The 12228-nt window shown below is 63.1% G+C and carries 9 protein-coding genes and 1 pseudogene; 5 read left to right on the top strand and 5 right to left on the bottom strand.

Going from position 1 to position 12228, the window contains the following annotated elements; all coding sequences use genetic code 11:
- Positions 1 to 86: 86 nt before the first annotated feature.
- The 5 genes and pseudogenes from E4K64_RS31170 to E4K64_RS31150 all read right to left on the bottom strand — a co-directional run bounded on the left by E4K64_RS31170 (position 87) and on the right by E4K64_RS31150 (position 7019).
- Positions 87 to 917 (bottom strand): CarD family transcriptional regulator, encoded by an 831-nt coding sequence (locus E4K64_RS31170; RefSeq protein ID WP_167772350.1) that lies wholly within the window; start codon positions 915 to 917, stop codon positions 87 to 89.
- A gap of 326 nt (positions 918 to 1243) precedes the next feature.
- A complete protein-coding gene (fdxA, locus tag E4K64_RS31165) occupies positions 1244 to 1582 on the bottom strand; it encodes a ferredoxin FdxA (RefSeq protein WP_126260958.1) in 339 nt (112 codons plus the stop codon).
- Positions 1583 to 1714: 132 nt separating this feature from the next.
- Positions 1715 to 1978, bottom strand: a pseudogene (locus E4K64_RS31160) (RNA-binding S4 domain-containing protein); the annotation flags it as partial.
- Positions 1979 to 2048: 70 nt separating this feature from the next.
- A complete protein-coding gene (locus E4K64_RS31155; RefSeq protein ID WP_135166813.1) occupies positions 2049 to 5471 on the bottom strand; it encodes a helicase-related protein in 3423 nt (1140 codons plus the stop codon).
- Between the two features lie 762 nt (positions 5472 to 6233).
- Positions 6234 to 7019, bottom strand: coding sequence for a DUF3108 domain-containing protein (locus E4K64_RS31150; RefSeq protein WP_430642546.1), 786 nt, complete (start codon positions 7017 to 7019; stop codon positions 6234 to 6236).
- Positions 7020 to 7598: 579 nt separating this feature from the next.
- On the opposite strand from E4K64_RS31150, the gene rpmB reads away from it, so the two are divergent.
- The 5 genes from rpmB (at position 7599) to E4K64_RS31125 (ending at position 12143) form a co-directional block, all read left to right on the top strand.
- A complete protein-coding gene (gene rpmB, locus E4K64_RS31145; RefSeq protein ID WP_126260955.1) occupies positions 7599 to 7910 on the top strand; it encodes a 50S ribosomal protein L28 in 312 nt (103 codons plus the stop codon).
- 238 nt (positions 7911 to 8148) lie between these two features.
- Positions 8149 to 8886 (top strand): FRG domain-containing protein, encoded by a 738-nt coding sequence (locus E4K64_RS31140; RefSeq protein WP_135166812.1) that lies wholly within the window; start codon positions 8149 to 8151, stop codon positions 8884 to 8886.
- On the top strand, positions 8883 to 9995 hold the full coding sequence (locus E4K64_RS31135; protein WP_135166811.1) for a DUF262 domain-containing protein: 1113 nt from the start codon (positions 8883 to 8885) through the stop codon (positions 9993 to 9995). The genes E4K64_RS31140 and E4K64_RS31135 overlap by 4 nt, the downstream gene beginning before the upstream one ends.
- Positions 9996 to 10202: 207 nt before the next feature.
- Entirely contained in the window at positions 10203 to 11537 is a 1335-nt protein-coding gene (locus tag E4K64_RS31130) for a T6SS phospholipase effector Tle1-like catalytic domain-containing protein (protein WP_135166810.1), read from the top strand.
- Between the two features lie 354 nt (positions 11538 to 11891).
- On the top strand, positions 11892 to 12143 hold the full coding sequence (locus E4K64_RS31125) for a PilZ domain-containing protein (protein ID WP_126260737.1): 252 nt from the start codon (positions 11892 to 11894) through the stop codon (positions 12141 to 12143).
- Positions 12144 to 12228 lie beyond the last annotated feature (85 nt).

Below are 12228 nucleotides of genomic sequence, written 5' to 3'. Positions count from 1 at the left end.
GAACTCCCCCGCTGCGTCAGGACGCCAAGCAAAAAGCCCGGCCGAACGGCCGGGCTTTTGATCGCTTGCGATCGATACGAAGCGGCTTACGCGGCCTCGTCGGCGACGGTGGTGTCGTCGCCATCGGTATCGTCGGTATCGCCCTCGGCATCGGCTTCGCCCTCGGCGGCTTCCGCCTTGGCGTTGCGGCGCGGGCTCTTGGCGAGCTGGGCCTCGATCTCCTTGACCGCTTCGGTCTCGGTCGAGTGCTGCACCACCGCGATCTCGCGGGACAGACGGTCGAGCGCCGCTTCATAGAGCTGGCGTTCGGAGTAGGACTGCTCCGGCTGCGATTCCGAGCGGTAGAGGTCGCGCACGACTTCCGCGATTGCGACGATGTCGCCCGAATTGATCTTCGCTTCGTATTCCTGGGCGCGGCGCGACCACATGGTGCGCTTGACGCGGGCGCGGCCCTTGAGCGTCTCCAGCGCCTTCTTCACCAGCGCCGGCTCGGACAGCTTGCGCATGCCGACATTGGCGACCTTGGCGGTCGGCACGCGCAGCGTCATCTTGTCCTTGATGAAGTTGATGACGAACAGCTCGAGCTTCGCACCGGCGATCTCCTGCTCCTCGATGGCCAGGATCTGGCCGACGCCGTGAGCGGGATAGACCACGAATTCGTTGGCCTTGAAGCCCTGGCGCTGGGTCACGACCTTCTTTTCCTCGACCTTCGGCGCAGCAGCGGGCTTGGCGGCCGGCTTGGCAGCGACGGGAGCCTTGGCAGGAGCAACAGCAACGGGAGCCTTCGGCGCGGCGGGCTTGGCAGCGGGAGCCTTGGCGGCAGCATGCTTGGCAGTCCCAGGCTTTGCAGTCACAGACTTGGCAGCAGGCTTGGCAGCGGTCGCTTTCGCGGCCGGTTTGGCAGTCTTGTTAGGCATTGCGCTTCTTTTGTTCTTCGAGGACTTTGCAGCCGGCGCCTTCGTCGTGGTCCGACCCTTGGATGCGCTACGGCTGGCCGCGGCGACTTTTTTGGCCTCCTTATGGGAAGCCCTCGCTGAAGTACTCTTTTTACGCGTTTTCTGTGACACAGCCTGCGCGCGGAAACTGCCACGCCCCTGTTCGACATTGGTTTCACGGGAACCCAGAGGGGCCAAGGGGGCTGACGGGGTTCGGCTTAATGTGCCCAATATAGCACATTTCCCGCAAAAATCAATGATTTAGGGGTCTTCGCGGCGCCGCTATTAGGGTTAAGTTTGAGCCTGATTTAGTCGCCGGAGCCGGGGTTCGGGGAAAAATATTTCTCGAACTTGCCTTCCATGCCGTCGAATTCCTTGGCGTCGCCAGGTGATTCCTTCTTCTGGGTGATGTTCGGCCAGCTCTTGGCGTAGTCGGCGTTGACCTGGAGCCACTTTTCCAGGCCCGGTTCCGTGTCCGGCTTGATGGCGTCGGCGGGGCATTCCGGCTCGCACACGCCACAATCGATGCATTCGTCCGGGTGGATGACCAGCATGTTGTCACCCTCGTAGAAGCAGTCGACCGGGCAGACCTCGACGCAGTCGGTGTACTTGCACTTGATGCAGTTTTCAGTGACGACGTAAGTCATCCAACGCTCCGAAAAGCTCTTTTAGAAGTCGCGGCTTGCCTAGCGCGGATGGCCCGGCGCCGCAAGGTCGGGAAAGCCCGATCATGACGGCTTTGGGTGTTTGATCGACCAAGAAATGAATAAGAAGCGCAATTAATTGCGCATCCCGAGCTCCTCGTAGAGCACCCGTGCCGAGGCCGCATCGCCGCGGCGCTCGCTAAAGCTTGTCACTCTCAACACGCGCACCGTGCGGTCGAGCGCGATGGTGAGCACGTCGCCGACCTTGACCGCGTGCCCCGGCGAGGTCTCGCGGGCGCCGTTGATGCGGACATGGCCGCTGACGACGAGCTCGGCCGCGGAGCTGCGCGCCTTCACCACCCGCGCGTGCCACAGCCATTTGTCGAGGCGCTGCCGCTCGGTCGTCGTGGCTTTACTCCATTGGACGCGTTGTCTTCACGCGAGCCGCTCCGCACTTGAAAAGGCGGTGCTACTCCTTGCGGCCGGACAGCTGTTCTTTCAGCGCGGCGAGCTTGGCGAAGGGCGAGTTCGGATCGACGGGCCGATCGCGCTCGCGCGGATTTGCGCTCGAGGCGTAGGGGCGCAGCGACGGACCGCCCTGGCGGTCGCGGCCCTTGTCGCGGTCGCGGCCACGGTTGTCGCGGCCCTTGTCGCGATCGCCGCCGAACTTGCCCTTGTTTCGATCGCGATCCTTGTTGTCGCGATCCTTGCCCTCGAAGCGGCGGCTCTTGTCGTCGCGCCCCTCGGGACGCGGCGCGCCTTCGCCGCCGCCTTCGCGCGGCTTGCGGAAGTCTCTGCCGCCGTCCCTGCGATGGCCGCCGTGACGCTGGCCCGGCTTCGCGCCTTCGGCGGCTTCGCCGGGCGCGGCGCTCGCTGCGCCGGCCTCGGCACCGGCCTGCGGACGCGGCTGATGGTGACGCTGGTGGCGGTGGCGCTCGTGGCGCGGCTTGCGGTCCTCGTGACGGCCGCCGGGACGCCAGACCTCGACCAGTTCGGGCTCGGCGGGCGTGGCCGCGGCCTCAGGCGCGGCAGCGTCGGGCGATGCAGCGGCTTCCGTTGCGGCGGCCTCGGCCGCAGCAGCTTCGAGGCCGGCAGCCTCCGGGGACGCGGCAGGCTCTTCCGCCGGCGGCGCGATGCCGGGGGCGTCTTCGGGCGTGACGGGCGCCTCGGCGGAGGCTTCCGGCGCCGGCTCGGCGTCGTGCGCCTGCTCGTCCTGCGGCTCGATGCCGGGAGCATCTTCGACGGTAACGGCTTCAGCGGCGGCTTCGGTGGATGCGGCCGGCGCCTCCGGCAGGCCGGCAACGGCCTCAGATGCGGTCTCGGTCGAGGTCTCGGCGCTGCCTTCGACCGGCGGCGTCTCCGCCGCGACCGTTTCGGTCACGACCTGCTCGGCCACGACGGGCTTTGGCGGCAGTGGCGGACGCTTCTCCATGCGATAGCCGAGCGCGCGCAGCACGGACGCAAAGTCCTCGCCGGCGGATCCGGTGAGCGAGGTCATCGCCTGCGTCACAACGAAGCTGCGGCCGTCGAAGGCGCCGGCCGGCTTCTCGCCGGACGCGTTCTCGCGCCAGGCCAGCGCCGGGCGGATCAGATCGGCCAGACGCTCCAAAATGTCGACGCGCACGGCGCGCTCGCCGGCCTGCTTGTAGCCGAGCACACGATAGGCATCGCGCGGCAGCGCCTTGTCGACCGGGAACGAGGTACGCCCCGAGGAGGCCAGATGCTGCGCGCCCGACAGCGAGGACAGATCGACATTGTCCTGCTTCAGCGCCCAGAGCAGCGCCGCGAGGGCGCGCGCGGCGGGCTTGAGCAGGCCGGGGAAATAGATGTGATAGGCGCCGAAGCGGACGCCGTATTTGCGCAGCACCGCGCGCGAGGACTGGTCGAGATCCTTCAGCTCGCTCGCGATCTTCGGACGCTCGAGCACGCCGAGGGCCTCGACGAGCTGAAACGCGATGCCGCGGGCGATGCCGGTGACGTCCTCGGCCTTGGAGAGGTCGAACATCGGCCCGAGCAGCTTCTCGATATGGGTCTTGAGCCAGAGCTCGAGCCGCGCCTGCACCTTGTCGCGGGGGGCGCCGGTCAGGCGCTCGTCGGAGATGATGCGGATGCGCGGATGCAGCGCGTCCTCTGCGGCAGACAGCCGCGCCACGGCGTCGCCGGTCCAGCGGATGATGCCTTCCGAGGTCAGCACGAACTGGTCGTCCGGCGCGTTGCCGAGCCGCTCGGCGCGCGTGTTGATCTCGCCGGCGAGCACCGCTTGCGCTGCAGCCTGCAAGGCTTTCGCATCGGAGCCTGCTTCCGCCGCATCCGGTGCAAAGGTGAAGCCGTCGAGGCGGCCGATGACGTGGCCTTCGACGATGACTTCGCCGGTCTTGCCGATTTCAGTATTCAAGCTCGTGTTCTCCCGCAGGCGGCGCATCAATACACTGGTCCGGCGATCAACGAAACGCTCAGTCAAGCGTTCATGGAGCGCATCCGATAATTTATTTTCGACCTCCCGCGTGATTCCCTGCCAGCGATCGGGGTCTTTCAGCCAATCCGGGCGGTTGGCGACGAAGGTCCAGGTGCGAATCTGCGCGATCCGGGCCGACAGCGTGTCGATATCGCCGTCGATGCGGTCGGCCTGGGTGACCTGGGCTTCATACCAGGCATCGGGGATGCAACCCTTCCGCATCAGGAAGCCGTACAGCGTCGTCACCAGTTCGGCATGGGCGGCCGGCGACAGTTTTCGGTAGTCGGGGACCTGGCAGGCCTCCCACAGCCGTTCCACCGCCATCTTGCCGTGCGCGATATCGCGCACCTCGACGTCGCGGGCGGCATGGTCGAGCACGCGCATGTCCTCGGCGATCGGTGCGCGCGTCAGCGCCTCGTGGCCGGGGGCGAGGTTGAGCGACACCTGCAACGCGCCGAGCGAGGAGAAATCCAGCCTCGAATTGCGCCATTGCAGCATCTTCACGGCATCGAAGGTGTGGTTCTGCAGCGCGTTGACGAGCTCGGGCTCGAACGGCGCGCAGCGGCCCGTGGTGCCGAACGTGCCGTTGCGGGTGGCGCGGCCGGCGCGGCCGGCGATCTGCGCGAATTCGGACGGCGTCAGCCGGCGGAACTGATAGCCGTCGAACTTGCGGTCGGAGGCAAACGCGACGTGGTCGACGTCGAGATTGAGGCCCATGCCGACCGCGTCGGTGGCGACGAGGTAATCGATGTCGCCGTTCTGGAACATCTCGACCTGCGCATTGCGTGTGCGCGGCGACAGCGAGCCTAGAACAACAGCAGCGCCGCCATGCTGGCGGCGGATCAGCTCGGCGATGGCGTAGACTTCATCGGCCGAGAACGCGACGATGGCGGTGCGGCGCGGCTGGCGCGTGATCTTGCGGTCGCCGGCGAATTCGAGCTGCGACAGCCTGGGACGCGTGATCATGGAGACGCCGGGCAACAACCGCTCGATGATCGGGCGCATGGTGGCAGCGCCCAGCAGCAGCGTCTCGTCGCGGCCGCGGCGGTTGAGGATGCGGTCGGTGAAGACGTGGCCGCGCTCGAGATCGGAGGCGATCTGCACCTCGTCGACCGCAAGGAAGGAGAGGTCGAGGTCGCGCGGCATCGCCTCGACGGTCGAGACCCAATAGCGCGGGTTCTTCGGCTTGATCTTCTCCTCGCCGGTGACGAGCGCGACCGCCTCGCTGCCGACCCGTGCGGCGATCTTGTTGTAGACCTCGCGCGCGAGCAGGCGCAGCGGCAGGCCGATCATGCCCGAGGGATGCGCGAGCATCCGCTCGATGGCGAGATGGGTCTTGCCGGTGTTGGTCGGCCCGAGCACCGCAGTGACGCCAGCGCCAGGCACGCGATCGGACGCTGCGCGCTCGGAAGCGAAGGGGGAGGAGGAAAAAGCCATGTCTGAGGGATTAGGTAGTGGCGATTTGGGCGAATGTCAGTGCCGGATTGGGGCGGGGGCGGGATTGGTCCTTGCTCCTCATCCTGAGGAGCGCGTCAGCGCGTCTCGAAGGATGAAGGCCCCGCTGCTGCCGCCAGGCAAGCCAAGCCCCTCGCCCTTCGAGACGGCCGCTGGGGCGGCCTCCTCAGGGTGAGGGGCACACCGAAGGCGTGGACACGCCCCTCCCCAAACCTCCCGCAACTGTCTCACTTTGCGACGCTTTTCCTGTCCGCCTTAAGCTTCGGAACGACTCTAGAACGAATCGCGGCCGAATCGCTGACTCCAGATTGAGTCCCGTTCCGTTCACGCAACATGTCGCGGGAGTCTTGTCGGCGACGACTAGATGGAGTTTTCGTCCGCTGGACAAGTGACGTTTCGAGGGCGGAAAGCCTTAAGTTGGGGACGGCGCGGAGTCGAATCAGAATCGGGGAGGAGTCAAATGGATTCCCGGCGGGGCATGCCTCCCCCCTCATTTTCGCGAAAACAACCCCATGCACAGTAGGGATGTGGTTGAAATAATTACGCTTATTTTCCGTCATCCTGAGGTGCGAGCGGCGCGGTGCAGGGCACCGCGCCGGGAGCCTCGAAGGATGCACGGCCCCGATGCGGCAACTGGCGCTGATGTCCTCGCGGGAACAGCCGGGCTGTCGCCCTTCGAGGGCCGCTGAAGAAGCGGCCGCCTCAGGGTGACGGTCTATAAGGGCGAGTGCGAGGCCAAAGGCCCTACTGCGTCTTCGCCACCCTGGGCGGCTGGGCGGTGGTGATGAAGCTCGTCGCTTCCAGCATGGCCGGCCCGAGCGGCGTCGGCACTTTCAGCCAGAACGGGACCAGGATGCGCGTGCCGGCCACCGGCGCGAAGGCGATCTCGATGTTGCGCTGGGCGGCGAGGTATTTGATCACGGGGCGGTCGGGGATGTAGCCCGCGACGGGCACGAAATAGAGCGAGCAGACCACGACAGGGCCGCGATAGCCCTTTTCCGCCTTCACGGTCTCCATGCGCTTGAAATCGAGCTTGAGGTCGTAGCGCATGCGGCCGTCGAACACCGGAGCCGAGTTGTGGCAGGCCTCCGGCGTAACAGGATCGCCATTGCCGGGCACGCGCAGCAGCGAGGCCGTCATCGGGTCCCAGACGCCGCGGCGATGGGCGTCGGTGACGACGATGCGATCGGGATCGACCGGCGGCTCCGGTGAAATCGCAAAATCCTTCACATTGCCCTTGTCGAGCGTGATGCGGATCTCTTCGGTCTTCTTCTGGGTGGTGGTGGAGGCCTGGTAGCCGGTCGCAACCAGCGCGCCATTGACGACGCGCCCCTGCGAGGCGCCGGTGCCGGAGCCGCCCGTGAACGACTTCAGCAGGCCCGTGGTGCCGCCGGCAGCGGCCGCCGAAAACACGTCGTCCTGGATATCGATGTTCCAGCCGCCCTTGCCGACCGGAATGCCCGACAGCGAGGCCTCATATTGCGCCTCGAGCTTGCCCTGCGCCGCCGCGGGCACCGCGCCCCACACCATTCCCAAGCCGCAAACCGCCGCCAGCCAGCCGGCCAGGCGCGGCCGCAGGGAGCGCGATATGGGCGCAGGCGCAGAAAAGGGCATTATGAGCACGAAACAATCCAATCGGGCCGCGATGCGCTGTTACTTAAGCCAAAAACCGCGGCAAACAATGTGTCCGGGCCTATCAAACCGGGAACTCCACCGGACTCTTCAAGCGCGAATACGCCCTTTATATGATGGTAAGGCGCGACAAACATTGCCGTTTTGGTGATCGGGGGCAGCCGCGGTCTCCCAAACCTCTCCCGCTTGCGGGAGAGGTCGCGCGAAGCGCGGGTGAGGGCTGTCTCCTCTGGGGGGCACCATCCGTGAGGGCGTCCGTCCCCCAGAGGAGAGAGCCCTCTCCCCAACCCTCCCCCGCGCGCGGGGGAGGGAGCGCACCGCCGGTGCGGCTCCAAAAGACCGCCCAAAACCTTGACTGCCCGCCCCTTCCCCCCTATACGTCCGCCCGCTCCCTGCAAGGACGAAAGAATTTGCCCCCGTGGCGCCCTGAATTGGCGGCCGCATTCGTTGGGGGTTCGAACTATAAGGATTTCTACCATGTCTCGCCGCTGCGAACTGACGGCCAAGGGCCCCCTCGTCGGCCACAAGGTCAGCCACTCCAACATCAAGACCAAGCGCCGCTTCCTGCCGAACCTCGTCAACGTGACGTTCATCTCGGAAGCCCTGGAGCGCAACGTGCGCCTGCGCGTCTCCACCAACGCGGTGAAGAGCGTCGACCACAATGGCGGCCTCGACGCCTTCCTGCTCAAGGCCAACGCCGACGCGCTCTCCCCGCGCGCCCTCGAGCTGAAGCGCGCCATCCAGAAGAAGGTCGGCCCGACCGCCGCGCCGGCGAAGAAGGCCAGCTAAGAGATTTACCGTCAGGGCGGGGGCTAAGTTGCGTCGCGTGGCGTAGGCTTAGCCGAGTAGAGTTTGAGTAGCGGCCGGATCGGAAGATCCGGCCGTTTTTGTTTTTGGGGACGGAGGCTAGCGAGATTGCAGCTGTCACATTCATCAGTTGATAACAGCCTCAGCCGGTTCTCAAAACGAGAAACTTAATATTTTCTCTGCCACGGGTTGAGTTTGCTGAAAGGGGGAGGGACGGCTCGTGATCGAGCGAAATATTCGTGGCATCGCAGATTTTTTAGGAGCCCTACAAAAAGACCAAGACGGGGCGGCAACTTGGTTTCGCGGGCACGCGAAGGCCAGTTGGACTTTATTGCCGGGGATCATGCGATCGGTATCAGGGCTTTCTGAAGCCTCATCGCTTGCTCGATTTAAGCAAAGCGCCGCTATGCTAACCGAACGATCTCCAAGCTCAGCGTTTGATTGGACCTTCTTAATGCAACATTATGGAGTACCTACTCGACTGCTCGATTGGAGTGAGAGCCCTCTTGTCGCCTTGTTCTTCGCAGTGGACGACTTTCACAAGCATCGCAACTCGGATGCTGCCGTCTGGTGCTTGAAGCCAACCGCGTTGAACAAGAATGCGAATATCTCAAACACACTCGAAGCTAACTACATCCCTTCTTTCGAAGACGAAGAGCTTCAACCTTACGCTACAGAAAAATTGAGGGCGACGAATGTGGAATTGCTTCCGCTAGCGACAATTGCCACGAGAAACAATCCGCGCATCCAAGCCCAAATGGGAACGTTCACAATTCATCACACGAAGAAAGTTCCGATCGAAGCTGTGGGAGATAAATCTCACGTAGCTAAGTACATCATCCCGAGCACCAGCAGAGAAACCTTAAAGAAGGAGCTTAAGCTCCTGGGCATAAACCAATTCAGCCTCTTCCCAGAATTAACAAGCGTAGGACTACTTCTGCGGGAGATGATGCTATGAGCTACGTCGAAACATCGGCGATGAAAAACAGCACTGTCATGTTTTTATACGCTGAGCGTGAGGAAATCGATCTAAGCCCTCCTTATCAACGCCAGGGAGGCGTTTGGACTCTTGAAAAGAAAAGACTGCTAATCGACTCGATCCTCAACGACTATGATCTACCCAAGATCTATTTCCATGCCTTAGATGCGAAGTCGAAAGCAAGAACGGGAAAGCGGTTCGCCGTCATTGATGGCCGACAGAGACTTGAGGCAATTTGGGATTTCATTGATGGCAAGTTCACCCTTGCCGAAGACTTTGAGTATCAACGTGATCCGTCGATCGATCTAAGCAAACTTAGTTACAGTGATATCGCCAAACTTCACCCGAAGATACGGGTTAAACTTGATGCTTTCCCACTTCCCGTGGTTACCGTAACCATACACGATGACGATCTCGATCTTATCGAGGACATGTTTTCTCGACTGAACGAAGCAGTACCTCTCAATGCTGCAGAGAAGCGCAACGCGTTCGGCGGACGTTTGGTTGCAGCTATCACGGAGGTGTCCCAACACGATTTCTTCGTTGAAAAAGTTCGGTTCGGAAACGGGCGATATCAACACAGGGAGGTAGCTGCGCGCTTACTTCTCATAGAAGATAGCTTGAGCGAGCATTCCAACCTGGTCGATACGAAGAAGGTATATCTGGACGCCTTGGCGCATCGCTATAGCAAAAATAAGAGAAAAGCAGATTCGCTAAAAGAGGCCGTAACGAGCGTGCTTGATGCTATGAGCGCGGAGTTTGTTAAGAAGGATGAATTGCTCCAAGCTCAAGGAATCATGGTCGTATATTATCTTCTCTTCAAGGGAGCTATCGAGGCGGGCCAGGCCAATAAGATCACGAGGAAGAAGCTGCTCAACTTCCGGCAAAAACTTGCAGAGAACCGGGAATTGGCAGTCAAACAATATGCTTCGGCGTCTTTCGACCTTCTTGAGTTTGATAGACTAAACCAACAAGGAACGAACGACGCATCTAGCATCAAGGAGCGCTACAGAGTGCTAGCTTCGGCTCTTCGCGTGCCTGCCTTGACGTTCACCGGTACGACAGACCTAGGACAACAGGAGTCTTAAGGGCTCCTGTTCGTCCAACGTGAACTCATTCAGAGTCTTGCATTTCCTGCCCCGCCCGGCGGCGCGCTTCGCTAACTGAGCCTGGCTTCAACCCGACGTGGCTCTAGATGCTCCCTTGTTTTAACTGCTGGAAGATCAGCGGCGCCTCCTATTCACCGCCATCTTCCGCTATACTCGCCCCGGTAGCATCCTCCCGAGGCGCATCCCATGGACCACGCGCGCGATCCCGACCCCCACCCAGCCCCGAAAAACCTCGTCATCTGCTGTGACGGCACCGGCAACGAGATCTCGGAGAACATCTCCAACGTCCTGAAGCTGTATCGCTGCCTGCGCAAGACTGACAGGACGCAGCCGCGGCAGATGGTGTTTTACGATCCCGGGGTCGGCACGGTGACGGAGCCGACGACGTGGCATCGGCTCAAGGCCAACGTCAATCTGGTGCTGGGGCTCGCCACCGGCTACGGGCTCGATGACAACGTGCTCTCGGCCTATTGCTTCCTGGTCGAGCATTACGCGCCGGGCGACCGCATCTATCTGTTCGGTTTTTCGCGCGGCGCCTACACGGTGCGCGTGCTGGCGGGGCTGATTCACAAGATCGGCCTGATCAGGCCGGAGCAGGCGAATCTCGCAGGCTCGGGCCTCGTCGCCTACAAGCAATATTCCGGCACCGGGCGCGGCAACGCCGTCGAGGATCTCAGCGACGTCGCGTTCGACGAGAGCGGGCCGCTGCCGAAGGACGAATTCGACCTCGCCGCGCAGTTCGCGCGCATCACCTCGACGCGCTGGCCGACCATCCACTTCATCGGCGTGTGGGACACCGTGGCGAGCGTGATCGTGCCGCGGCGCGACAACTTTTTCTTCCTGTTCAGCCTGGAGGAGCTCGCCTTCACGCGGCGCAACCCGAGCGTCAGGATCTTCCGGCAGGCGATCGCGATCGACGAGCGGCGCCGCATGTTCCGCCTGAACAGATATGAAGAGCCGCAGGAGTTCTGGAGCAACCGCTACGTGCCTGACGAGAAGAAGGTGCCGCAGGACATCCTGCAGGTGTGGTTCGCCGGCGTGCACTGCGACGTCGGCGGCGGCTATGCCGAGGCCGAGAGCGGCGAGTCCAAATATCCGCTGCTGTGGATGATCGCGGAGGCGGAGCAGGCGGGGCTGAACTTCAACCCGGCGACCATCAAGCAGCTCGCCTGGGGCATCCAGCGCAAGAACTCGCCGTTCAAATACGTCGCGCCGGCCTATACCGGCAAGACCGGCATGCTGCACGATTCCATGACGGCGGGCTGGCGGCTGCTGGAGTTCTTTCCGAAGCGCGCGAAGTACCGGGAGTGGCCGGAGCGAAAGGTGTTTTTCGGCTTCTACATCCCCGATTGCGAGCCGCGCCTCATTCCCGAAGGCGCGCATGTGCATGAGAGCGTGTTGAAGCGGATGGCGGTGGAGCCTGGGTATCGGCCGGTGAATTTGCCGAAGGATTATGTGACGGTGCCGATGCCGGTGCCGCCGGGGGTGGAGCTGGCGGCGGGGGAGAGCGTGACGGGGTAATGGGAGGCTCGGGTGTGGAGGCAGGCTCGCGCAACACACTCAGCTGTCGTCCCTGCCTAGTGCGCAATTGCGCACGGGCGCAGGGACCCATAACCACAGGATGTGGTTTGGCGAAGACTCGTTGTTCGGTACTCCCACAGCGGACAACCCGATCGATCACGCGGTATGGGTCCCTGCGTTCGCAGGGACGACAGCGCGATTGTGGCGGCTTCCCTCACCCCGCTACCGTCGCTTTCGTCCTTCGCCGACACTTTTCATTAAAATTCTCGCGCGCGCCTTAGCTGGATCGCATCATCTGCGTTCCATGATGGCCTCTCGAACACGCCGCGAAACCTTGCGGAGCTGGAGGAGACGGTGCCGCAATTCCCACGCAAATATGCCCGCGTGAAGCCGGCCGGGCTGGTGTCGCGCCAGGCCAAGATCATCACCGATGCGCGCGCGCCGGTGATCCCCTGCACGCTGATCGACTATTCGCCCGGCGGCGCCTGCGTCGATCTCGGCGGCCAGGTCAACATCCCCGACCGCTTCGAGCTGCTGCACGTCAACACCAAGAAGCGCTGCCGCATCGCCTGGAAGCGCGGCACGCGCGTGGGCGTGGTGTTTTAGGCGGCGATCTTCTCCGCCTCTCCCGCTTGCGGGAGAGGCCGACGCGCCGCGTAGCGGCGAGACGGGTGAGGGGTTCTCCCCTCAC

The sequence above is a fragment of the Bradyrhizobium frederickii genome, from assembly GCF_004570865.1.
Classification (GTDB): domain Bacteria; phylum Pseudomonadota; class Alphaproteobacteria; order Rhizobiales; family Xanthobacteraceae; genus Bradyrhizobium; species Bradyrhizobium frederickii.
Note: the sequence above shows the minus strand (reverse complement) of the source record. Positions and strands in the feature narration are given on the sequence as shown.

What these genes read in the sequence shown, in the direction of transcription:
- E4K64_RS31170 (WP_167772350.1), bottom strand. Translation starts at nt 917, where the DNA reads ATGCCTAACAAGACTGCCAAACCGGCCGCGAAAGCGACCGCTGCCAAG.
- fdxA (WP_126260958.1), bottom strand. Translation starts at nt 1,582, where the DNA reads ATGACTTACGTCGTCACTGAAAACTGCATCAAGTGCAAGTACACCGAC.
- E4K64_RS31155 (WP_135166813.1), bottom strand. Translation starts at nt 5,471, where the DNA reads ATGGCTTTTTCCTCCTCCCCCTTCGCTTCCGAGCGCGCAGCGTCCGAT.
- E4K64_RS31150 (WP_430642546.1), bottom strand. Translation starts at nt 7,019, where the DNA reads ATGGTGTGGGGCGCGGTGCCCGCGGCGGCGCAGGGCAAGCTCGAGGCG.
- rpmB (WP_126260955.1), top strand. Translation starts at nt 7,599, where the DNA reads ATGTCTCGCCGCTGCGAACTGACGGCCAAGGGCCCCCTCGTCGGCCAC.
- E4K64_RS31135 (WP_135166811.1), top strand. Translation starts at nt 8,883, where the DNA reads ATGAGCTACGTCGAAACATCGGCGATGAAAAACAGCACTGTCATGTTT.
- E4K64_RS31130 (WP_135166810.1), top strand. Translation starts at nt 10,203, where the DNA reads ATGGACCACGCGCGCGATCCCGACCCCCACCCAGCCCCGAAAAACCTC.